Here is a 21,574-nt window from a genome sequence, read left to right as displayed (position 1 = left end):
GTCGGAGGGGGTGGTGGGGTCCGGCCAGGGGTCGGCGGGGGTCGGTGGGAGGGGCGGGTGCGAGCCGGTGACCCCTGATGGGGGCCTCGCGCGGGGTGTCCCGCTCGCGGGAACGGGGGGTCCTGCCCAGGGGAAAGGGATGTGAATCCACCCCGTGCACCGTGCTAATCTTCTGCATGTCGGAAGGCGCCAGCCCCCCAGGGGAAGGGCCCGAGGACACACCCAATGCGCGGGTGGCGGAATAGGCAGACGCGCTGGATTCAGGTTCCAGTGCCCGAAAGGGCGTGGGGGTTCAACTCCCCCCTCGCGCACAGACAGAAGCCCCTCAGGTCTCAGACCTGAGGGGCTTCTTCGTGTGCTGTACCAGCTCCGGTGATGCTTCGGTGATCTCCGCCTCAGGTGAGGACAATCACACGCTGTCCTTACCTGAGGCGGAGGTAGAGGCTGAAGCGGAGGCAGGGCCCGGGCGTCGGGTCAGGCCGCCAGGCGTTCCGCCAGGGTCTTGGCCTTGGTGGCCGCGTCGCCGAGGGCGCGTTCGCGGGACGCCTCGTAGAGCGGGACCAGGTCGGCCATCGCCGGGTTCTGGGGGGCCATGGTCAGCTCCGGGACGATGAACTCGGCGTCCAGGCCGAGGGCGTCGACGAGGACCGCCTTCAGGTAGTTCTGGACGTAGTCGTAGCCCTCGCGCGGGGTGCCCGGGCCGTAGGCGCCGCCGCGGCTGGCGATCACGACGGTCGGGATGCCCTTCAGCTTCGAGTCCTCGGTCCCGGCGGTGCGGCCCATCAGGATCACGTTGTCCAGCCAGGCCTTCAGGGTCGAGGGGATCGTGGCGTTGTACATCGGGGCGCCGATCAGCACCGCGTCCGCCTGCTCCAGCTCCTCTATGAGCTTCACGCGCTCGGCGAAGGCCGCCGCCTGCTCGGGCGTGTGCGTGGCCGGGTCGGCGAAGCCGGCGGTGTGGGCGTCGACGGTGATGTGCGGAACGGGGTTCGCGGCGAGGTCGCGGTGGATCACCGTGCCCTCCGGGTGCTGTTCCTCCCAGGACGTGCGGAAGGCGTCGGCGACCGCGCGGGAGGCGGAGGCGCCGGCGGGGAACACGGACGAGTCGATGTGCAGGAGCGTGGCCATGGGGGTCTCCAAGAGGTGTCGGCGAGGTGCCGAACGGGTGCCGGACGAGGCGTCGAACGGGTGGTGAGCGCCTGCTGGGCACGGCAGGCCCGTCGCGTTGTTCAGTAGCTGAGCTTTCGTACTCGACTATGAATAACACAGGTGCTTACTTTTTTTCATCCCCGTACGGGAGGGCAGTACCCTGAGGGCATGGCGGTCGAGCAGAGTCACGGCACGGATCAGTGCAAGAAGGTCGACGACGGCATCACCCGTGTCTTCCAGCTGTTCGGAAAGCGCTGGACCGGGCCGATCGTGGCCGTCCTGATGGCGCAGCCCGTCCACTTCGCCGACCTGCGCCGGGCGATCCCGGGCATCAGCGAACGCATGCTCTCCGACCGCCTCACGGAACTCGGCGCCGCCGGGCTGCTCGTCCGCGAGGTCGACGAGGGCCCGCCGCTGCGCGTCTCGTACCGGCTGACGGAGTCGGGGAAGGCGCTGGGACCGGCACTTCGGGAACTTGGTGCGTGGGCGCAGGTGCATCTGCGTGAGGGGTGGCAGTCGGGCGGCGAGTGCTAGGTCGAGGCAGGCAGGGCGGGGTGGGCCCGGGTAGGTCGGGGTGTACCGCCGGGTTGGGCGGGGGCGCTGATCGCTGGGGCCTCGATCTGCACTCCTGAGGCGTCGATCGGCAGCGGTGGGGCCTCAATTGGTACCGATGAGACTCGATCGGCATCGGTTTTCCACAGCCGCGGAGTTGTCCACAGGGTCTGACGTGTTTTCGCCGCCGGTTGTACGGTCGTCGCGAGTTGATGTTCGGACGAGCGCACGTGTGAGCGTGGGTGTGTGTACGGGGGAGGCGGTCGGTATGACCGAGGCTGGTATCCGTGTGGGCGGTGCGGGGCGCAGGTTGCCCGGGGTGCGGGGGTTCGCCACCTGGCCAGTGGAGGGGTCGCCCAAGGAGGAGGGGAAGGCGCTGCGGGCGAGCGTTCCGCGCAGCGCGCATGCCGCTCTCGACCTGGACGTCTCCCGCCCCGACGCGGTCACCGCGGTCGAGGAGTCCGGCCGCGGCCGCATCCCCGGGCTCACGCCGATACGGGTGGGTAGGATGGCGGCCACACCCTTCGCGTTCCTGCGCGGTTCGGCAGGACTGATGGCCTACGACCTCGCCCGCACCCCCATGACCCGGATCGGCGCCCAGATCTGCGGCGACGCCCACGCGGCCAACTTCGGCCTGTACGGCGACGCCCGCGGCGGCCTGGTCATCGACCTCAACGACTTCGACGAGACCGTGCACGGCCCCTGGGAGTGGGACCTCAAGCGCCTCGCCGCCTCGCTGGTGCTCGCGGGCCGGGAGGCCGGCGCCGACGAGGACACCTGCCGTACGGCGGCGCACGGCGCAGTGGGTTCGTACCGCCGAACCATGCGGCTGCTGGCCAAGCTCCCGGTGCTGGACGCGTGGAACGCCATCGCCGACGAGGAGTTGGTCTCCCACGCCGACGCCCGTGACCTGCTCGGCACGCTGGAGCGGGTCTCCGAGAAGGCGAGGGGCAACACCAGCGGACGGTTCGCGGCCAGGTCGACCGAGGCGGCCGAGGACGGCGGTCGGCGCTTCGTCGACGCCTCGCCGGTGCTGCGGCGGATCCCGGACGCGGAGGCCGCGGCGGTGGCGGCGTCCCTGGAGGAGTATCTGGACACGCTCTCCGAGGACCGCCTCCCGCTGCTCGCCCGGCACACGGTGCACGACGTCGCCTTCCGCGTCGTCGGCACGGGCAGCGTGGGCACGCGGTCGTACGTCGTGCTGCTCCTGGACCACCGCGGCGAACCCCTCGTCCTCCAGGTCAAGGAGGCCCGCCCCTCGGCGCTGGTCCCGCATCTGCTGACCGCCGGGTTCGACGCGACGTCCGTCGCGCACGAGGGTCGGCGGGTGGTGCTCGGCCAGAAGCGGATGCAGGTCGTCAGCGACATCCTGCTGGGCTGGACGACGGTCGACGGACTCCCGTTCCAGGTACGGCAGTTCCGCAACCGCAAGGGCAGCGTCGACCCCGCCGCCCTCGCCGCCGACCAGATCGACGACTACGGCCGCATGACCGGCGCCCTCCTGGCCCGGGCCCACGCCCACAGTGCCGACCCGCGCCTGGTCGCCGGGTACTGCGGCAAGAAGGACGAACTGGACGAGGCGATAGCGACGTTCGCCGTGGCCTACGCCGACCGGACCGAGGCGGACCACGCGGAGTTGGTGGGGGCGGTGCGGGCGGGGCGGATCGCGGCGGAGATGGGGGTGTAGGCGGTTGGGGGCCGGGAGCCGGGAGCCGGGAGCCGGGAGCCGGGAGCCGGAACCGGAGCCGTGAGCTGGAAGCCGGAGCCGGAGCCGTGAGCGGGAAGTGGTGAGCGGTGACCGGGTGCAGGTGCGGGTGCCCGCTGTGATCGCGGGCGGGGGAGCTGATCGGGGCGGCGAGGTACCTCGGACCGTCTGTCCGCGAGGCGGCACCCGCACTGGCGGCGAGGCGGCACCCGCACTGGCTGCAAGGCGGGACCCCCACCGGCGGCGACATGACCCGCCGTTCACAAGGCACCGCCGACACCGACGGCCCCGTCGACCTAAGGCACCGCCGGCAGAACCGACATCAGGCATGGCCGGCACAGCCAACGCCCCACCGTTGGCGAGGTCACCCGTCGTCCACAAGGCCCCGTACAGCCGACGCCCCGTCGCCCGTCGGGCCGTGGCCTACGCTGGGCAGGTGACGACCCCGGAAGCTGAGCAGTCCCAGTCCGCGCCCGTTGGTGAACCGGTGCCGGAGCAGACGGGCGCCGAGGTGCCGTCCGCCGCCGGAGCCGTGGCGGGCGATGGTTCCGTGAGCGATGGCACCGAGGGCGGTGCGGCCGACTCCCGTGATGCCGACTCGCCTGAGACCGACTCCCGTGATGCCGACGTCCATCCGACCGAGGCCCCTCCCACCGAGGCCCCTCCCACCGATGCCCACCAGACCGGCGCCCACCCCGTCGACGGTGCCGCCCCCCGGCCCGAAGAACGGCTGGAGCGGGCCGTGCGCGCCGCCGAGCAGGCGTTGATCGAGTTCGAGATCGCGGTGGACACCTTCCGCATCGAGGTCGAGAACTTCTCCCGGCTGCACCACCAGAAGCTCGGCCCGATGTACACCCGCCTCGACGAGCTGGACGCCCGGATCGCCGAGGCCCTGGCCGAACGCACCGGCAACCCCGAGGACATCCGCAAGGCGGACGAGGCGCGGGCCCGGGTGATGCCGATGCCCGCGGTCGAGGAGTTGTTCCACGGCTGGATGGACGGCAGCGGCCTGTTCCCGGAGGCCGAGGCGATGCTCACGGACCAGCCGGTCCGGCCCCCGCAGCGGGTGCGCCCCAGCGAGGAGGCCCGCAAGCTCTACCGCGAGCTGGCCCGCAAGGCCCACCCCGACCTGGCGCAGGACGACGACGAGCGCAAGCGGCGCGAGGAGTTCATCACCCGGGTCAACGCCGCCTACAGCCGCGGCGACGCCCCGCTGCTGCGCGAGCTGGCCGAGGAGTGGGCCGCCGGACCGGTCCCGGCGGAGCGCGGCCCGAGCCCCAGCGAGGAGCTCTACGCCCGCCTCGAATGGCTCGCCCACCGCAAGGAACTCCTCACCCTGGTCGCCCGCGAGCTGGAGGAGGGCGCCATCGGCTCCATGCTCCGCATCGCCCCGGACGACCCGGACCGTCTCCTCGACGAGATCGCCGAGCAGTTGCTCGCCCAGGTCGCCGAGCGGGAGGCGGAGCTGGCGAACCTGCTCTCGCAGCCGCACGCGACGGAAGGTCCGTCGGGTAGCGTCGGGCCATGAGTTTCGGAACTGGTGTGCCCACGATCGAGGTCGGCGACCTCAAGGACGGCGACTTCCTGCTGGACGTCCGCGAGGACGACGAGTGGCAGGCGGGTCACGCCACGGGGGCGCTGCACATCCCCATCAGTGAATTCGTCGCCCGGTACGGCGAGTTGACCGAGGCGGCGCCGCAGGACGGCAGGGTCCATGTGATCTGCCGCTCCGGCGGGCGTTCGGCCCAGGTCACGATGTACCTGGCCCAGCAGGGCATCGACGCCGTGAACGTCGACGGCGGCATGCAGGTGTGGGCCGCCGCGGGCCGACCCGTCGTCACGGACGAGGGCCAGCCGGGTTTCGTGCTGTAGCTACAGCTGGCTACGGCTACAGCTGCAACTGCGGTGGTCGCAGGCGGGGTTCAGCCCAGCTGATGGGCCGCGAGCAGATCCCCCAACGCCTCCTCGTGTGCCGCCGCCGGGCCGAGCGACAGCTCCAGGTGCTTGGCCCAGGCGTGGTACCGGTGCAGCGGATACTCGGTGTCGGCGCCGAACCCTCCGTGCAGATGCTGCGCGGTCTGCACGACCCGTCGTACCCCCTCCGCCGCCCAGATCTTGGCCACGGCCAGGTCCGCGGCGGCGGGCAGCGCGCCCGATGCCCCCGAGGCGATCCGCCACGCGGCCTGCCACAGGGTGGCCTCCATCGCGCGCAGGTCGATGTAGCGGTCGGCGGCCTGTACGGCGACGGCCTGGAAGGTCGCGACGGGGAACCCGAACTGCTCGCGCCTGCTGGTGTATTCGCCGGTCATGCGCAGGACCGCGGTGCCGAGGCCGAGGGACAGCGCGCAGGTCCCGGCGGTCAGCAGGTCGCGCAGCCACTCCCAGGCGCCGTCGGCGTCGATGACGTCGACCCTCGCGATCGGCACGGATTCCAGGCGCAGTTCGCCGAGCCGCTCGCCCGTGGTGGAGATCTGCTCGGCGAGGACGACGCCCTCGCGGTCCGGGGCGACCAGCGCGAGGACGGTCCGGCCGGTGTCCGTGTGCGCCGGTACGACGACCAGGTCCGCGGTGTGCGCCCACGGCACCGCGGTCTGCACCCCGTCCAGCACCCACCGGTCACCGTCCCGCCGTGCCGTCACGGCGAGTTCGGCCGGGTCGTGGCCGGTGCGGCCGTGCGCGGCGACGGTCAGCACGAGGTCGCCGCGGCCGGCCCGGGCGAGCAGGGCTGACCTCAACTCCTCGCCGCCGTAGGCCTGTACGGCCGCCGCGGCCGCGCTGCTCTCCAGGAGCGGCACCCTGGCCAGCACCTTCGCCGACTCCCGCAGCACCAGGCAGAGGGCGATCGCGTCCAGGCCCGCGCCGCCGTACGCCTCGTCGAGCAGCAGGCTCAGCAGGTCCGCCTCGGCGAGCCTGGCCCACAGCGCGCGGTCGAAGTCCTCGGCTACGGCGCCCGTGGTGTCGGCCGGGCTGGGCACACCGTCCGGCACGACATCGGCGAACACCCCCGCCGCCGCCTCGGCCGCCGCCTGCTGCTCCTCGCTGAAGGTGAAGTCCACGGTCCCTGCCCTTCCGCACGCGCGCACCGGCCAACAGCCGGACGTCCGACCAGATCTGACGGAGCGTCAAGATAGAACAGGTTCTAGAAGAAGGGAACGGGCGCACCTCCTGGGTATGCACTACCAGGTGTGTACTGGCGATCGAGAGGTCGTTCGGCACCCGGCCGCGGGAGTCGCCGGACGACCGATCGTTCGGTTCGGGGATTCCATGGTGGGATGCGCCGAGGAGAGGTGTCAACGGCTGTGGATAACCTGCGGGCAGCCGCTGTGGACAACCTGTGTGGCCGGTGAGGCAGGGGGCTGTGCCCGGGGCGTGCCCCTGAGTACCGTTCCGTGCGGCGCCGGGGAGTGATAGGCGTGGAGCGGTGCCGGGCCCCGCGGCCGGGCGGGCGTGGTGGACGGTGGCCGATGGACGGACGGGACTCGGAAACGGGGCGGAATGGACGCGAACGACGGAGGCTCGAACGCCCCCGAGGAGAGCGGGCGCACGCCTGCCTCCGACGAGGTGCCAGGCACGCCGGTCGCACCTGAGGGCCCGCGCCCGCCGGTCGTACCCGAGGGCCCGCCCCCGCCTGCCACCCCGGAGGGCCCGCACACGTCCACCGCCTCCGGATGGCCGCACGTGCCCGCCCAGCAGCCCCCTCACCCGCCCCCGCCCGAGCCAGAGGCGCAGCCACAGCCACAGTCAGAGCCGCAGCCGCAGCCGCAGCCGTCGTACGGTCCCACCGACCCCGCGGACGCCCCCGCCACCGTCCCCGCACACCCCGACGCCCGTATCGGCGTCGCCGCGCTGTCCCTGCGCTATCAGGTCGGTGCCGCGCTGGCGGTCGCGGTCGTCGCGGTGGCGGCGCTCGTCCATCTCGGGATGGTGTTCCTGCACGTCGCGCCGTCGAACACGGTGACGAAGCAGCACGGCAAGGCGATCGACGAGTGGATCTACCCGGAGTTCGAGCAGAACTGGAAGCTCTTCGCGCCGAACCCGCTCCAGCAGAACATCGAGGTCCAGGTGCGCGCGGATGTCCGCAGCGCGGACGGCACGACCCGTACGACGGGCTGGTACGACCTGTCGGCCGAGGACGGCGCGGCCATCGACGGCAATTTGCTGCCGAGCCACACCGAGCAGAACGAACTGCGCCGGGCCTGGGACTTCCTCACCGCCACGCACGACAACGCCAACCGCCCGATCGGCCTGCGCGGCACCCTCGCGGAGACGTATCTGCGGCGCATCGTCGTGCTGCGCCTGGACCGGGACGACGCGGCCGGGAAGGGCGGCGCCGTCCAGCGCGTCCAGGTCCGCTCCCGCACCACCAACGTGCCCCCGCCCGAGTGGAGTGACGAGCAGGTGTCGACCACCCCCCAGTACCGCCTGCTGCCCTGGTGGCCGGTCCCGGCGGACGAGGCCGCGGGAGGCGTCCGGTGAACGACTTCGGAGTCTCGGTCTCCCGAGGCATCGCCCGCGTCACCGAGTCGGCCCTGGGCCCCTACCAGAGCGCCGTGATCCGCATCGGCTTCGCCGGCACCTGGCTGCTGTTCCTGCTCCGCGAACTGCCCCACCGCCAGGAGCTCTACGGCCCCGACGGACCCTGGAGCTGGGACCTGGCCCGCCAACTGGTCGCGGACAACGGCGCGTTCACCGCCCTGATGTGGTGGGACGGGCAGTTCTGGTTCGAGGCGGTGTACGCGCTGGCCGTGCTGGCGAGCGTCCTGCTCCTCCTGGGCTGGCGCACCCGCACGATGTCCGTGCTCTTCATGGTCGGCGTGCTCTCGCTGCAGAACCGCAGTGTCTTCATGGGCGACGGCGGCGACAACGTCCTGCACCTGATGTCCCTCTACCTGGTGTTCACCCGCTGCGGCCAGGTCTGGTCCCTCGACGCGCGCCGGGCCGCGCGTACGCGGGAGGCACGCACGCGTGGGGAGTGGATTCCCGACCGGGTCGGGCCCGTCCTGTGGGTCGTCCTCGGCGCGACGCTGGTCGCGGTGACCGCGGGGGGCCGGTTCGACAGCGACTGGTTCGTGCCCGCGCTCCTGTGGGGCGTCTGGCTGGCGCAGGCCCTGTGGTGGGTCATCGGGCGGTACGCGAAGTCGTACGAGCCCCGGGTGCTGCTCGACATCGTCGCGAACGTGATCCACAACGGCGCGCTGTTCGTGATCGCGAGCGAGGCCTGCCTGATCTACGCGACGGCCGGCTGGTACAAGATCCAGGGTTCCCGCTGGCAGGACGGCACCGCCGTCTACTACCCGCTCCACCTCGACTACTTCTCCCCCTGGCCCGCCCTCGCGAACGTGCTGGCCGGCAACGGCACCATGGTCATGCTCGTGACCTACGGGACCGTGATCGTCCAGGTCGCCTTCCCGTTCACGCTCTTCAACCGCCGCGTCAAGAACGTCCTGCTGGCCCTCATGATGACCGAGCACGCCGCGATCGCCGTCCTCCTGGGCCTGCCGTTCTTCTCCCTCGCGATGATCGCGACGGACGCGGTCTTCCTGCCCACGTCGTTCCTGCTCCGGCTCGGCGGCTGGGCGGCACACGCGCGTGGACGGCTGTTTTCCGCGGGCGGCCCAACGCCGCTCCCCGAAGGGGGCGACTCCGTCCCGCTACCGGAGGACCCCGAGCCCGCCCACGTAGCTCCGGAGAGCCGCAGCACACCCACGTAGGCTGCACGGCATGACCGCCCCCGACCCCGCCACAACCGCCTGGCGTCGGCTCGCCGACACCTCCGTGCTGCTCGATGGTTTCCACGCCCTGAAGCACGCCCTGCGCTTCGGCGCGGAGGTCCCGGTGGCGGTCACCACGGACCGACGGGCGGCCCTCGCCCTGGCCGACGAACTGGCCCCCGACGTACGAGCCACCCTGGACGCCCTCCTGACAGAGGTCCCGGAGGACACGTACCGCTCCTTCGTGCCGCGCCCCCACCCCACCGCGGTGGCCGCCCTGGCCGTACGCCCCGCGCGTGAGGCCAACCTCCGGCAGCTCGCGCACACGCCCCGCACCGCGCCCGTCGTCGTCCTCGACAACCCGCGCAACCTGGGCAACGCCGGCGCCGTGATCCGCCTCGCCGCCGGTTTCGGCGTGACCGGGGTGGTCACCACCGGAACCCTCGACCCCTGGCACCCGACGGTCGTACGAGCTGGGGCGGGCCTGCACTACGCGACCGCCGTAGAGCGGCTGACGGTCGACGAACTGCCCCCGGGGCCGGTGTTCGCCCTCGACCCGGAGGGCGACGACATCCGGGCCCTGAAGCTCCCGGACGACGCCGTCCTCGCCTTCGGCTCGGAGCGCAGCGGCCTCTCCGCCGAACTACGCACCCGCACCGACCACTTGGTGGCCTTGCCGATGCGCCCCCAGGTCAGCAGCTACAACCTCGCGACGAGCGTGGCCATGACCCTGTACCACTGGAGCACGTCCACAACAGCGCCCCTTTAGGGGCGCGGGGAACGGCGCGACCAGCCACAACGAACCGGTCAGTCGCACACCAACCGCACCCCCCGAGCTCCTAGGCGTCCCGACGAACCTCGACAACCCGGAACCGATTGGCGACAAACGCCCCATCACACAGGGCAGCGTTGGCAGCCGGATTGCCACCAGACCCGTGAAAGTCGGAGAACGCGGCGGTCTGGTTGACGAACACCCCACCCGTCAGATTCAGCGACAACTGGGCAGCCTCCTCAAGGCAAACCTCCTCGACGGCCCGCTCAACCCCCTCGTCCGTGGTGTACGCCCCAACAGTCATCGCCCCCTTCTCCCGCACAGTCCGCCGCAGCAACTCCACCGCGTCCCCCGCCGAATCGACCGCGACGGCAAAGGAGACCGGCCCGAAGCACTCGCTCATGTACGCTGCCTCGTCATCCGGCTTCGCCCCGTCCAGCTTCACGATCACCGGCGTCCGGACGACCGCGTCAGGGAACTCCGGGTTACTGATCTCCCGTGAGGCGAGGGCGACTTCACCCAGCCCGGCGGCAGCCTCCAGGCGGGCCTTCACGTCCGGGTTGACGAGCGCGCCGAGCAGACCGTTGGCCCGCGCGTCGTCACCGAGGAGGCCGTCCACGGACCGCGCGAGGTCGGCGACGACCTCGTCGAAGGACTTGGGCCCCTGGTCGGTGCCGATGCCGTCCCGGGGGATCAGCAGGTTCTGCGGGGTCGTGCACATCTGGCCGCTGTACAGCGAGAGCGAGAACGCCAGGTTCGACAGCATCCCCTTGTAGTCGTCGGTCGACTCCACGACGACGGTGTTGACGCCGGCCTTCTCCGTGTAGACCTGCGCCTGGCGGGCGTTGGTCTCCAGCCAGTCGCCGAAGCCCGTCGACCCCGTGTAGTCGATGATCCGGATCTCGGGGCGGGTGGCCAGCGTCTTGGCGATGCCCTCACCGGGACGCTCGGCGGCCAGTGCCACCAGGTTCGGGTCGAAGCCCGCCTCGGTGAGCACCTCGCGCGCGACCCGCACCGTGAGCGCGAGCGGCAGCACCGCGCGCGGGTGGGGCTTCACCAGGACCGCGTTGCCGGTGGCGAGGGAGGCGAAGAGGCCCGGATAGCCGTTCCACGTGGGGAAGGTGTTGCAGCCGATGACCAGAGCGGTCCCTCGCGGCACGGGCGTGAACTGCTTGTTCATCACCAGGGGGTCGCGCTTGCCCTGGGGCTTGGTCCACTCCGCGACGGCGGGCGTGCGGACCTGCTCCGCGTACGCGTACGCCACCGCCTCGAGGCCGCGGTCCTGGGCGTGCGGGCCGCCCGCCTGGAACGCCATCATGAAGGCCTGGCCGCTGGTGTGCATGACCGCGTGCGCGAACTCGTGCGTCCGGTCGCTGATCCGCTTGAGGATCTCGATGGAGACCACGGCCCGCGTCTCCGCGCCCGCGTCCCGCCACGCCCGCTGCCCTGCGCGCATGGCCGGCAGCAGCACGTCCAGGTCCGCGTGCGGGTACGTCACGCCCAACTCGACGCCGTACGGCGACACTTCGCCGCCCACCCAGTCGTCCGTGCCGGGCTGGCCGAGGTCGAGGCGGGTGCCCAGGAGGGCGTCGAAGGCGGCCTTGCCCGCCGCCGCGTCCAGGCTGCCGTGCTCGCCGTAGGCCTTGGGGTGTTCGGGGTGCGGGGACCAGTACGCGCGTGTGCGGATCGCTTCGAGCGCCTGGTCGAGTGTCGGCCGGTGCCGGGCGATCAGCTCGGGCGCGGTCAGTTCGGCGGCCATGCGGGACCAACTCCTCGTTTCAAGAACTCGTCTGCGAGCTCATGACCTGGGCAGAGACTTGGGCGGGAACAGGCAGTCAGAGTTAGAGTAACCGAACGATCGGTCGGGACAAGGGGGTCCGCCGCATCTGTGGAAAACCCTGTGCGGGAGGATCGCGCACATGACAGCACTGGACCTCAGCAGCCCCGTGGCCGTCGTCGGCACCGGCACCATGGGCCAGGGCATCGCCCAGGTCGCGCTGACCGCGGGCCACGTCGTACGGCTGTACGACGCCGTCCCGGGGCGGGCCCGGGACGCGGCCGCCGCGATCGTGGCCCGGCTCGACCGGCTGGTCGAGAAGGACCGGCTCACCGCCGCCGACCGGGACGCCGCACGCGCTCGTCTGCTGCCCGCCGAGGCCCTCACCGACCTCGCGGACTGCACCCTGGTCGTCGAGGCGGTCCTGGAGCGGCTGGACGTCAAACAGCAGCTGATGCGCGACCTGGAGGACATCGTCGGCGAGGACTGTCTGCTCGCCACCAACACCTCGTCCCTGTCGGTGACGGCCATCGGCGGCGCCCTGCGCAACCCCGGCCGCTTCGTGGGCCTGCACTTCTTCAACCCGGCGCCGCTGCTGCCGCTCGTCGAGGTCGTCTCCGGGTTCGCCACCGACGTCACGTCGGCCACGCGCGCGTACGAGATGTCCCGCGCCTGGGGCAAGACCCCTGTGGCCTGCGCGGACACCCCCGGGTTCATCGTCAACCGCATCGCCCGGCCCTTCTACGCCGAGGCCTTCGCGGTCTACGAGGCGCAGGCCGCCGACCCGGCCACCATCGACGCGGTGCTGCGCGAGTCCGGCGGCTTCAAGATGGGCGCCTTCGAACTGACCGACCTCATCGGGCAGGACGTCAACGAGTCCGTCACCCACTCCGTGTGGCAGGCCTTCTTCCAGGACGTGCGCTTCACGCCCTCCCTCGCGCAGCGCCGCCTGGTCGAGTCCGGCCGCCTCGGCCGCAAGACCGGGCAGGGCTGGTACGACCACGGGGCCGACGCCGAGCTGCCCGAGCCGCACACCGCGGAACCGGCCCAGGCGCCCGCGTACGTCGTCGTGGAGGGCGATCTGGGCCCCGCGGCCGAGCTGGCCACGCTGATCCGCGAGGCGGGCATCGTCGTCCGCGAGGAGGAAGAGGACCACGGCACCCGCATGGTGCTGCCGGGCGGCGGTCAGCTGGCGCTCGCCGACGGGCAGACCTCCGTGGAGTTCCGTGACGTCGTCTACTTCGACCTCGCCCTCGACTACCGCAGGGCCGGCCGTATCGCCCTGTCCGCCTCCCAGGACACCGCGTCGGGGACCCTCTCCGAGGCGATCGGCCTCTTCCAGGCGCTCGGCAAGAACGTCAGCGTCGTAGGGGACGCCCCCGGGATGATCGTCGCCCGCACGGTGGCCCGGATCGTCGACCTGGCGCACGACGCCGTCGCCAAGGGCGTCGCCACCGAGGAGGACATCGACACCGCGATGCGCCTGGGTGTCAACTACCCTCTGGGTCCGTTCGAATGGAGCCGCAGGCTCGGCCGCAGCTGGGCCTACGACCTCCTGGACGACCTGCACCTGCGTGATCCGTCGGGACGGTACGCGCCGTCCCTGGCGCTCTACCGCCACGCGTACGCCACCGAGAAGCGGGAGGGCACCCCATGACGACCGCCAAGCGCGACACCTACACCCCGGAGACCCTGCTCAACGTCGCCGTCCAGGTCTTCATCGAGCGCGGCTACGACGGCACCTCCATGGAGCACCTCGCCAAGGCGGCCGGTATCTCCAAGTCGTCGATCTACCACCACGTCACCGGCAAGGAGGAACTGCTCCGCCGCGCGGTCAGCCGCGCCCTGGACGGTCTCTTCGGGATCCTCGACGAGGAGCACGCACGCGTGGGGCGCGCCGTGGAGCGGCTGGAGTACGTCGTACGGCGGATGGTCGAGGTGCTGACCTCCGAGCTGCCGTACGTGACGCTGCTGCTGCGGGTGCGCGGCAACACCGACACCGAGCGGTGGGCCCTGGAGCGGCGGCGGGACTTCGACCACCGGGTGGCCGACCTGCTGAAGGCCGCGGCGGCCGACGGCGATCTCCGCGGTGACGTGGAGGTACGGCTCGCGACCCGGCTCGTCTTCGGGATGATCAACTCCATCGTGGAGTGGTACCGGCCCGACGCGCGGGGCATGGGCGAGCGCGAAGTGACCGACGCGGTGGCCCAGTTGGTCTTCTCCGGGCTGCGCAACCCGGCCTAGCGGGTCAGCTCTGGGGCTCCAGGTCCTCCTCCTCGAAGACCAGCAGCGTGCGTGAGCTGAGCACCTCGGGGATCGCCTGGAGCCGGGTGAGGACGAGCTCGCGCAGCGCCCTGTTGTCCGGCGTGTGCACCAGCAGGAGGACGTCGAAGTCACCGCCCACCAGCGCGATGTGCGAGGCCCCGGGGAGCAGTCTCAGCTGCTCGCGGACCGTGCGCCAGGAGTTCTGCACGATCTTCAGGGTGATGTACGCCGAGGTGCCCTGACCCGCGCGTTCGTGGTCGACCCGGGCGCCGAAACCGCGGATGACGCCGTCCTCGATGAGCCGGTTGATCCGCGCGTAGGCGTTGGCGCGGGAGACGTGCACCCGTTCGGCGACCGACCTTATCGACGCGCGGCCGTCCGCCTGGAGCATCTGCAGGATGTCCTGATCAATGGCGTCGAGCGGGCGCGGGGGCGGCAGGGCGTTGCCCGCCTCCGGGCCTTCGGCCATTTGTTCAGGTGCCATGTCCCCCCGCCTCCCTACCATGGACGTACTGCGTTCATTTCAGGTTGTGGAGAACCGTTTGTCCACAGCCTGGAGGTGCCTGTAGCCAAAATGTGCCGACGACCGAACAATCGGTAGGGAGGCGCGGCACGTCCGACGCGCCTCTTCGAGCCACTCCCACGAGGAGGTGCCGTCATGACGGTCATGGAGCAGCGGGGCGCGTACCGGCCCACACCGCCGCCCGCCTGGCAGCCGCGCACGGACCCCGCGCCGCTGCTGCCCGACGCCGCGCCGTACCGCGTGCTCGGCACCGAGGCGGCCGCGCAGGCCGACCCCGCGCTGCTGCGCCGGCTCTACGCCGAGCTGGTGCGCGGCCGCAGGTACAACGCGCAGGCCACCGCCCTCACCAAGCAGGGCCGCCTCGCCGTGTACCCCTCCACCACCGGCCAGGAGGCCTGCGAGGTCGCCGCCGCGCTGGTCCTCCAGGAGCAGGACTGGCTCTTCCCCAGCTACCGCGACACGCTCGCCGCCGTCGCCCGCGGCCTGGACCCCGTGCAGGCCCTGACCCTGCTGCGCGGCGACTGGCACACCGGCTACGACCCGCGCGAGCACCGCATCGCCCCCCTGAGCACCCCGCTCGCCACCCAACTCCCGCACGCCGTCGGCCTCGCGCACGCGGCCCGTCTCAAGGGCGACGACGTGGTCGCGCTCGCCATGGTCGGCGACGGCGGCACCAGCGAGGGCGACTTCCATGAGGCGCTGAACTTCGCCGCCGTCTGGCAGGCCCCGGTCGTCTTCCTCGTCCAGAACAACGGCTTCGCGATCTCCGTCCCTCTCGCCAAGCAGACCGCGGCCCCCTCCCTGGCCCACAAGGCCGTCGGCTACGGCATGCCCGGCCGCCTGGTCGACGGCAACGACGCGGCCGCCGTGCACGAGGTCCTCGCCGACGCCGTACGGCACGCGCGCGAGGGTGGCGGTCCCACGCTGGTCGAGGCCATCACGTACCGCATCGAGGCCCACACCAATGCCGACGACGCGACCCGCTACCGCGGCGACACCGAGGTCGAGGCCTGGCGTGCGCACGACCCGATCGCCCTCCTGGAGCACGAACTCACCGAGCGCGGGCTCATCGACGAGGACGGCATCAAGGCCGCGCGCGACGCCGCCGAGACCATGGCGGCCGAGCTGCGCGCGCACATGAACCAGGACCCGGTGCTCGACCCCATGGACCTGTTCGCCCACGTGTACGCCGAGCCCACTCCCCAACTGCGCGAACAGCGCGAACAGTTGGCGGCGGAGCTGGCGGCCGAGCGCGAGGGGACGCACTGATGACCACCGTCGCCCTCAAACCGGCCACCATGGCGCAGGCCCTCACGCGCGCGTTGCGCGACGCCATGGCCGCCGACCCCACCGTGCACGTCATGGGCGAGGACGTCGGCACCCTCGGCGGCGTCTTCCGGGTCACCGACGGCCTCGCCAAGGAGTTCGGCGAGGACCGCTGCACGGACACCCCGCTCGCCGAGGCGGGCATCCTCGGCACGGCCGTCGGCATGGCGATGTACGGTCTGCGCCCGGTCGTGGAGATGCAGTTCGACGCCTTCGCCTACCCGGCGTTCGAGCAGCTGATCAGCCACGTCTCCCGCATGCGCAACCGCACCCGCGGCGCCATGCCCCTCCCGATCACCATCCGCGTCCCCTACGGGGGAGGCATCGGCGGCGTCGAGCACCACAGCGACTCCTCCGAGGCGTACTACATGGCCACCCCGGGCCTCCATGTCGTCACCCCCGCCACAGTCGCCGACGCCTATGGCCTGCTGCGCGCCTCCATCGCCTCCGACGACCCCGTCGTCTTCCTGGAGCCCAAGCGTCTGTACTGGTCGAAGGACACCTGGAACCCCGACGAGCCGTCACCCGTTGAACCCATAGGCCGCGCCGTGGTCCGCCGCCCCGGCCGCAGCGCCACCCTCATCACCTACGGCCCTTCCCTCCCCGTCTGCCTAGAAGCCGCCGAGGCGGCCCGGGCCGAGGGCTGGGACCTCGAAGTCGTCGACCTGCGCTCCCTGGTGCCGTTCGACGACGAGACGGTCTGCGCGTCCGTACGGCGCACCGGCCGCGCGCTCGTCGTGCACGAGTCGGGCGGCTACGGCGGCCCGGGCGGCGAGATCGCGGCCCGCGTCACCGAGCGCTGCTTCCACCACCTGGAGGCGCCGGTGCTGCGCGTCGCCGGTTTCGACATCCCGTATCCGCCGCCGATGCTGGAGCGGCACCATCTGCCCGGCGTCGACCGGATCCTGGACGCCGTGGGACGGCTCCAGTGGGAGGCGGACAACTGATGGCACACGCTTCTAATATGTACAGCCTGGAGTTCAAGCTCCCCGACCTCGGCGAGGGCCTCACCGAGGCGGAGATCGTGCGCTGGCTGGTCGAGGTCGGCGACGTCGTCGCCATCGACCAGCCCGTCGTCGAGGTCGAGACGGCCAAGGCGATGGTCGAGGTGCCGTGCCCCTACGGCGGTGTCGTCACGGCCCGCTTCGGCGAGGAGGGCACGGAACTGCCCGTCGGTTCCCCGCTGTTGACGGTCGCGGTGGGGGCACCGGCGTCCGATGTCGAGGCTGAGACCGAGGGCTCGGGGAACGTGCTGGTGGGCTACGGCACGGGCGCGCCTCCGGCGAGGCGGCGGCGAGTACGGCGGATGGCGGCGGATGTTGTGACCTCGGTGGCGGACGCCCCCGCCCAAGCCCCCGCTCCTGCCCCCGCCGCCGGGACCGGCCCCCGCGACGACGGTCCCGTACCCGTGATCTCCCCCCTCGTCCGACGCCTCGCGCGCGAGAACGGCCTGGAACTAAGGGAGTTGACCGGCTCCGGACGCGACGGCCTGATCCTCCGGGCGGACGTCGAGCAGGCGCTCCGCGCGGCGGCGGCCCAGGAGGCGATCGCCCAGGAAGCGACCCTCCTGCCCCCGGCCACACTCCCCGACCCCAAGGCCCCGCTCCCCGAGGCGAAGGCCGCGCCCGCGACCCCCACCGACGGAGTCACCCGCACCCCCCTCCGCGGCATCCGTGGCGCCGTAGCCGACAAGCTCTCCCGCAGCCGCCGGGAGATCCCCGACGCGACCTGCTGGGTGGACGCCGACGCGACGGAGCTGATGCGTGCCCGCGCGGCCATGAACGCCGCCGGTGGCCCCAAGATCTCCGTGCTCGCGCTCCTCGCCAGGATCTGCACGGCCGCGCTGGCCCGGTTCCCGGAGCTCAACTCCAGCGTGGACATGGAGGCGCGGGAGATCGTCCGGTTCGACCGGGTCCACCTCGGCTTCGCCGCGCAGACCGAGCGCGGGCTGGTCGTGCCCGTCGTACGGGACGCGCACGCGCGGGACGCGGAGGCGCTGAGCGCGGAGTTCGGGCGGCTGACCGAGGCGGCCCGGACCGGGACGCTGACGCCCGCGGACCTCACCGGCGGGACCTTCACGCTCAACAACTACGGCGTGTTCGGCGTCGACGGTTCCACGCCGATCATCAACCACCCCGAGGCGGCCATGCTCGGCGTCGGCCGTATCGTCCCCAAACCCTGGGTGCACGAGGGCGAGTTGGCGGTCCGGCAGGTCGTCCAGCTCTCGCTCACCTTCGACCACCGGGTGTGCGACGGCGGCACGGCGGGCGGTTTCCTGCGGTATGTGGCGGACTGCGTGGAACAGCCGGCGGTCCTGCTGCGCAACCTGTGATCACGGCGGCGCGGGCGAGTTCCCTGTGATCAGGGCGGGACGCATACTCGGGGGGTGACCGCGCACGAGCCCCCCGACGCCGCTCACGACGCCTCCTACGACGCCGTCGTGCTCGCCGGTGGTGCCGCCCGGCGCCTCGGGGGTGCCGACAAGCCCGGGTTGCGGGTGGGCGGCCGGGCCCTGCTCGACCGGGTGCTCGCCGCCTGCGCGGACGCCGGGACCACCGTCGTCGTAGCCGACCCGAGGCCCACCGCCCGGCCGGTGCGCTGGGCGCGTGAGGAACCGCCCGGCGCGGGCCCGGTCGCCGCGCTCGACGCCGGTCTGCGGCACACCACCGCCGATGTCGTCGTGGCCCTCTCCGCCGACCTGCCGTTCCTCGAAGTGGCCACCGTACGGCGGCTGTTGACCGTCCTGCGGAGCAGCGGCGCCGAAGGGGCGCTGCTCACCGACGCGGACGGGCGTGACCAGCCGCTCGTCGCCGCATATCGCGCGTCGGCCCTCCGCCGCGAACTCACCGCACTCACCTCAGAGCAAGGCGCCCTCACCGGACTGCCTCTGCGTCGGCTGACCGCCGCACTCGATCTCACCCGCGTCCCCGACCCCGTCGCGTCCTTCGACTGCGACACCTGGGACGACCTCGCCACCGCCAGGGCACGCATCAGGGAGCATGGGCACGTGTTGGATGAATGGATTTCCGCAGTCAAGGACGAACTGGGCATCGACCTGGACGTCGACACCGGCATCCTGCTCGACCTCGCCCGCGACGCCGCCCACGGGGTGGCCAGGCCCGCCGCACCGCTGACCACCTTCCTGGTCGGTTACGCGGCGGCGCAGGGCAAGGGCGGCCCCGAAGCCGTCGCCGAGGCCGCCCGCAAGGCCGCCGCGCTCGCGCTGCGCTGGGCCGACGAGGACACCCCGGAAGCCCCGTCCGACGCCAAGGCCGATGCTCCACAGGCCGCCCCGGGTCCGGACGCCGCCGGATGACCGCGCGCGGAATTCACGCCGGTGAGCACGCCCCGGACGCCGAGGACCTCGACGTCGAGGAGGTCCTCGCCCTCGTGAACGAAGGCAGCACCGGCTCCGGCGACCCCGCCGTGCCCCCACCCTCGACCTCACCCGCGCACTCACCGCAGGGCACCCCGCGCAAACCCGACACCGACCAGCACAAGGCCACCCCCTGGCCCGAGGCCCGCGCGATCGCCGGCCGCGCCGCACGCACCGGTTCCCGCCGCGCCCCCGTCTCCGTGCCCCTCGACTCCGCCCTCGGCCTCGTCCTGGCCGCACCGCTCGTCGCCCTGAGCGACCTGCCCTCGTTCGACACCTCGGCGATGGACGGCTGGGCGGTCGCGGGCCCCGGCCCCTGGGCCGTACGCGAGGACGGGGTGCTCGCCGGGCACACGCAGGCCGAGCCGCTGAGCGACGGCGAGGCCGTACGGATCGCGACCGGCGCCCGGGTCCCCGCGGACGCCACCGCCGTCATCCGCAGCGAGCACGGCCGTACCGACGACAAGGGGCGGCTCCACGCGGCCAGGGACGTCGGGCACGGCCAGGACATCCGCCCGCGCGGCCAGGAGTGCCGGAGCGGCGACCATCTGCTGCCCGGCGGCACGCTGGTGACCCCGGCGGTGCTCGGCCTCGCCGCGGCCGCCGGGTACGACACGGTCACCGTCGTACCCCGCCCCCGGGTCGAAGTCCTCATCCTGGGCGACGAGTTGCTCACCGAGGGGCTGCCCCGGGACGGGCTCATCCGGGACGCGCTCGGGCCGATGCTGCCGTCCTGGCTGCGCGCGCTCGGCGCCGAGGTCATCGCGGTCCGCCGGCTCCGCGACGACGCGAAGACGCTGCACAAGGCCATCACCGGCAGCACCGCCGACCTCATCGTCACCACCGGCGGTACCGCCTCCGGCCCGGTCGACCACGTCCACCCCACCCTGCGCGGCATGGGCGCCGAGCTCCTGGTGGACGGTGTGAAGGTACGCCCCGGCCACCCCATGCTGCTGGCCCGCATCAAGGACGACCAGCACCTCGTCGGCCTGCCCGGCAACCCCCTCGCGGCGATCTCCGGCCTGCTCACCCTCGCCGAACCGCTGCTGCGGACCCTGTCGGCACACCCCGCCCCGGAGCCGTACGCGCTGCCCCTCCAGGACGCGGTGCACGGGCACCCGTACGACACCCGGCTCATCCCCGCCGTGCTGCGCGGCGACTCCGCCGTGCCGTTGCACTACAACGGCCCGGCGATGCTGCGCGGGATCGCGGCCGCCGACGCGCTCGCGGTCGTACCGCCGGGTGGTGCGCGGCAGGGACAGCAGGCGGAGTTGATCGACCTGCCCTGGGCGGTCGCCGGGATCGGGGTGTGTTTCACGTGAAACAGTCGGGCCATGATGCGATCGCCCGCCAGGCGGACGAACATCTCGTGACCCATCGGGTGGAACTCCCGAAGAAAGTGGTCGAGCACCCCTTCCAGCAGGTCGCGAAACGGCTGTCCATCGCGCTGTTCCTGCTGGTCGCGACCGCGTTGATCGTCTACGCCGACCACGAGGGCTACAACGACAACTCGGACGGCTCGGTCGACTTCCTCGACGCCTTCTACTACGCCACGGTCACCCTCTCGACCACCGGCTACGGCGACATCACCCCGGTCAGCGACGGCGCCCGGCTCACCAACATCCTGGTCGTCACGCCCCTGCGTGTGTTCTTCCTGATCGTCCTCGTCGGCACCACCCTCGAAGTCCTCACCGAACGCACGCGGGAGGAATGGCGTCTCAACCGCTGGAGGTCCACGTTGCGGGATCACACCGTCGTCATCGGCTTCGGGACGAAGGGGCGGTCCGCGATCCAGACCGTGTGCGCGACGGGGCTGAAGAAGGAACAGGTCGTCGTGGTCGACCCCAGCGGCAAGGCGATCGAGGCGGCGAGCAGCCAGGGATACGTCGGCGTCGTCGGGGACGCCACCCGCAGCGAGGTCCTCAAGCGCGCCGAGGTGCACAAGGCGCGGCAGATCATCATCGCGACCCAGCGCGACGACACGGCGGTGCTGGTGACCCTCACGGCCCGGCAGCTCAACCGGAGCGCGAAGATCGTGGCCGCCGTGCGCGAGGAGGAGAACGCGCCGCTGCTCAAGCAGTCCGGCGCCGACGCCGTCATCACCAGCGCCAGCGCGGCCGGCCGCCTGCTCGGCCTCTCCGTGCTCAGCCCCGCCGCCGGCATGGTCATGGAGGACCTCATCCAGCAGGGCAGCGGCCTCGACATGACCGAACGCCCGGTCATAAAGGCCGAGGTCGGCAAGTCCCCGCGCGACACGGACGACCTGGTCGTGAGCGTCGTACGCGGACATCGAGTACTCGGCTACGACGACCCGGCCATCGGGACGCTTCAGCTGACGGACCGGCTCATCACGATCGTGCGGGTCTCGCCGGGTTCGCAGGTTGCGCCGGACACCCGGCCGCTGCCGGAGTGACACGC

At 72.1% G+C, this 21,574-nt stretch carries 19 protein-coding genes and 1 tRNA gene; 16 read left to right on the top strand and 4 right to left on the bottom strand.

The features are described 5' to 3' along the window. Positions 1-227 precede the first annotated feature (227 nt). Positions 228-311 (top strand) — tRNA-Leu (locus OO69_RS37425). Between the two features lie 163 nt (positions 312-474). Here the strand turns inward: OO69_RS37425 and OO69_RS37420 are convergent. Beyond that, positions 475-1,128 (bottom strand): FMN-dependent NADH-azoreductase, encoded by a 654-nt coding sequence (locus OO69_RS37420; protein ID WP_033285380.1) that lies wholly within the window; start codon positions 1,126-1,128, stop codon positions 475-477. 189 nt (positions 1,129-1,317) lie between these two features. Between OO69_RS37420 and OO69_RS37415 the strand changes: the two genes are divergently transcribed. From OO69_RS37415 to OO69_RS37400, 4 genes are all read left to right on the top strand, one after another. Further along, positions 1,318-1,683 (top strand): winged helix-turn-helix transcriptional regulator, encoded by a 366-nt coding sequence (locus OO69_RS37415; protein ID WP_033285379.1) that lies wholly within the window; start codon positions 1,318-1,320, stop codon positions 1,681-1,683. 286 nt (positions 1,684-1,969) lie between these two features. After that, positions 1,970-3,388, top strand: a complete 1,419-nt coding sequence (locus OO69_RS37410; protein WP_033285378.1) for a DUF2252 domain-containing protein — start codon at positions 1,970-1,972, stop codon at positions 3,386-3,388. 454 nt (positions 3,389-3,842) lie between these two features. After that, on the top strand, positions 3,843-4,934 hold the full coding sequence (locus OO69_RS37405) for a J domain-containing protein (protein ID WP_037831867.1): 1,092 nt from the start codon (positions 3,843-3,845) through the stop codon (positions 4,932-4,934). A 14-nt stretch (positions 4,935-4,948) separates the two neighbouring features. Then, positions 4,949-5,278 carry a rhodanese-like domain-containing protein gene (locus tag OO69_RS37400; RefSeq protein ID WP_033285376.1) on the top strand — a complete coding sequence of 110 codons (330 nt, stop codon included), beginning with the start codon at positions 4,949-4,951 and terminating at the stop codon, positions 5,276-5,278. Between the two features lie 50 nt (positions 5,279-5,328). On the opposite strand, the gene OO69_RS37395 is transcribed toward OO69_RS37400, so the two are convergent. Beyond that, positions 5,329-6,462: an acyl-CoA dehydrogenase family protein gene (locus OO69_RS37395; protein WP_033285375.1), complete on the bottom strand. Its 1,134-nt coding sequence runs from the start codon at positions 6,460-6,462 to the stop codon at positions 5,329-5,331. 439 nt (positions 6,463-6,901) lie between these two features. On the opposite strand from OO69_RS37395, the gene OO69_RS37390 reads away from it, so the two are divergent. From OO69_RS37390 to OO69_RS37380, 3 genes are read left to right on the top strand one after another with little or no spacing between them, the layout of a single operon-like run. Then, positions 6,902-7,882 carry a DUF5819 family protein gene (locus OO69_RS37390; protein WP_033285374.1) on the top strand — a complete coding sequence of 327 codons (981 nt, stop codon included), beginning with the start codon at positions 6,902-6,904 and terminating at the stop codon, positions 7,880-7,882. Further along, complete coding sequence (locus OO69_RS37385; protein WP_033285373.1) at positions 7,879-9,117, top strand: HTTM domain-containing protein; 1,239 nt, start codon at positions 7,879-7,881, stop codon at positions 9,115-9,117. Before OO69_RS37390 ends, OO69_RS37385 begins: the two co-directional genes overlap by 4 nt. Before the next feature lie 10 nt (positions 9,118-9,127). Continuing rightward, complete coding sequence (locus OO69_RS37380; protein ID WP_033285372.1) at positions 9,128-9,886, top strand: TrmH family RNA methyltransferase; 759 nt, start codon at positions 9,128-9,130, stop codon at positions 9,884-9,886. Positions 9,887-9,956: 70 nt separating this feature from the next. On the opposite strand, the gene paaN is transcribed toward OO69_RS37380, so the two are convergent. Continuing rightward, positions 9,957-11,648, bottom strand: a complete 1,692-nt coding sequence (paaN, locus tag OO69_RS37375) for a phenylacetic acid degradation protein PaaN (RefSeq protein WP_033285371.1) — start codon at positions 11,646-11,648, stop codon at positions 9,957-9,959. Positions 11,649-11,808: 160 nt separating this feature from the next. On the opposite strand from paaN, the gene OO69_RS37370 reads away from it, so the two are divergent. Together OO69_RS37370 and OO69_RS37365 are read left to right on the top strand one after the other, a co-directional pair. Next, entirely contained in the window at positions 11,809-13,323 is a 1,515-nt protein-coding gene (locus OO69_RS37370) for a 3-hydroxyacyl-CoA dehydrogenase (RefSeq protein ID WP_033285370.1), read from the top strand. After that, positions 13,320-13,910 carry a TetR/AcrR family transcriptional regulator gene (locus tag OO69_RS37365; protein ID WP_033285369.1) on the top strand — a complete coding sequence of 197 codons (591 nt, stop codon included), beginning with the start codon at positions 13,320-13,322 and terminating at the stop codon, positions 13,908-13,910. Before OO69_RS37370 ends, OO69_RS37365 begins: the two co-directional genes overlap by 4 nt. Positions 13,911-13,914: 4 nt before the next feature. Here the strand turns inward: OO69_RS37365 and OO69_RS37360 are convergent, their stop codons facing one another. After that, the gene (locus OO69_RS37360; protein WP_390167049.1) at positions 13,915-14,415 is read right to left on the bottom strand and encodes an Lrp/AsnC family transcriptional regulator; all 501 of its coding nucleotides are present in this window, start codon (positions 14,413-14,415) and stop codon (positions 13,915-13,917) included. A gap of 174 nt (positions 14,416-14,589) precedes the next feature. Between OO69_RS37360 and pdhA the strand changes: the two genes are divergently transcribed. The 6 genes from pdhA to OO69_RS37330 are packed head-to-tail and all read left to right on the top strand — an operon-like array spanning position 14,590 to position 21,569. Next, positions 14,590-15,723, top strand: a complete 1,134-nt coding sequence (gene pdhA, locus OO69_RS37355) for a pyruvate dehydrogenase (acetyl-transferring) E1 component subunit alpha (RefSeq protein ID WP_033285367.1) — start codon at positions 14,590-14,592, stop codon at positions 15,721-15,723. Continuing rightward, on the top strand, positions 15,723-16,727 hold the full coding sequence (locus tag OO69_RS37350; RefSeq protein ID WP_033285366.1) for an alpha-ketoacid dehydrogenase subunit beta: 1,005 nt from the start codon (positions 15,723-15,725) through the stop codon (positions 16,725-16,727). Before pdhA ends, OO69_RS37350 begins: the two co-directional genes overlap by 1 nt. A gap of 17 nt (positions 16,728-16,744) precedes the next feature. Continuing rightward, entirely contained in the window at positions 16,745-18,112 is a 1,368-nt protein-coding gene (locus OO69_RS37345; RefSeq protein ID WP_051801496.1) for a dihydrolipoamide acetyltransferase family protein, read from the top strand. 54 nt (positions 18,113-18,166) lie between these two features. Continuing rightward, the gene (locus OO69_RS37340; RefSeq protein WP_033285364.1) at positions 18,167-19,096 is read left to right on the top strand and encodes an NTP transferase domain-containing protein; all 930 of its coding nucleotides are present in this window, start codon (positions 18,167-18,169) and stop codon (positions 19,094-19,096) included. Continuing rightward, complete coding sequence (locus tag OO69_RS37335) at positions 19,093-20,478, top strand: molybdopterin molybdotransferase MoeA (protein WP_033285363.1); 1,386 nt, start codon at positions 19,093-19,095, stop codon at positions 20,476-20,478. Before OO69_RS37340 ends, OO69_RS37335 begins: the two co-directional genes overlap by 4 nt. Then, complete coding sequence (locus OO69_RS37330; protein ID WP_033285362.1) at positions 20,475-21,569, top strand: potassium channel family protein; 1,095 nt, start codon at positions 20,475-20,477, stop codon at positions 21,567-21,569. The genes OO69_RS37335 and OO69_RS37330 overlap by 4 nt, the downstream gene beginning before the upstream one ends. Positions 21,570-21,574 lie beyond the last annotated feature (5 nt).

Origin of the sequence: Streptomyces sp. NRRL F-525 (assembly GCF_000716605.1) — a bacterium.
Taxonomy (GTDB): Bacteria; Actinomycetota; Actinomycetes; order Streptomycetales; family Streptomycetaceae; genus Streptomyces.
Note: the sequence above shows the minus strand (reverse complement) of the source record. Positions and strands in the feature narration are given on the sequence as shown.

Coding starts and splice junctions, on each gene's coding strand:
- pdhA (WP_033285367.1), top strand. CDS start 14,590: ATGACGGTCATGGAGCAGCGGGGCGCGTACCGGCCCACACCGCCGCCC.
- OO69_RS37410 (WP_033285378.1), top strand. CDS start 1,970: ATGACCGAGGCTGGTATCCGTGTGGGCGGTGCGGGGCGCAGGTTGCCC.
- OO69_RS37350 (WP_033285366.1), top strand. CDS start 15,723: ATGACCACCGTCGCCCTCAAACCGGCCACCATGGCGCAGGCCCTCACG.
- OO69_RS37380 (WP_033285372.1), top strand. CDS start 9,128: ATGACCGCCCCCGACCCCGCCACAACCGCCTGGCGTCGGCTCGCCGAC.
- OO69_RS37415 (WP_033285379.1), top strand. CDS start 1,318: ATGGCGGTCGAGCAGAGTCACGGCACGGATCAGTGCAAGAAGGTCGAC.
- OO69_RS37345 (WP_051801496.1), top strand. CDS start 16,745: ATGTACAGCCTGGAGTTCAAGCTCCCCGACCTCGGCGAGGGCCTCACC.
- OO69_RS37420 (WP_033285380.1), bottom strand. CDS start 1,128: ATGGCCACGCTCCTGCACATCGACTCGTCCGTGTTCCCCGCCGGCGCC.
- OO69_RS37370 (WP_033285370.1), top strand. CDS start 11,809: ATGACAGCACTGGACCTCAGCAGCCCCGTGGCCGTCGTCGGCACCGGC.
- OO69_RS37365 (WP_033285369.1), top strand. CDS start 13,320: ATGACGACCGCCAAGCGCGACACCTACACCCCGGAGACCCTGCTCAAC.
- OO69_RS37335 (WP_033285363.1), top strand. CDS start 19,093: ATGACCGCGCGCGGAATTCACGCCGGTGAGCACGCCCCGGACGCCGAG.
- OO69_RS37360 (WP_390167049.1), bottom strand. CDS start 14,415: ATGGCACCTGAACAAATGGCCGAAGGCCCGGAGGCGGGCAACGCCCTG.
- OO69_RS37390 (WP_033285374.1), top strand. CDS start 6,902: ATGGACGCGAACGACGGAGGCTCGAACGCCCCCGAGGAGAGCGGGCGC.
- paaN (WP_033285371.1), bottom strand. CDS start 11,648: ATGGCCGCCGAACTGACCGCGCCCGAGCTGATCGCCCGGCACCGGCCG.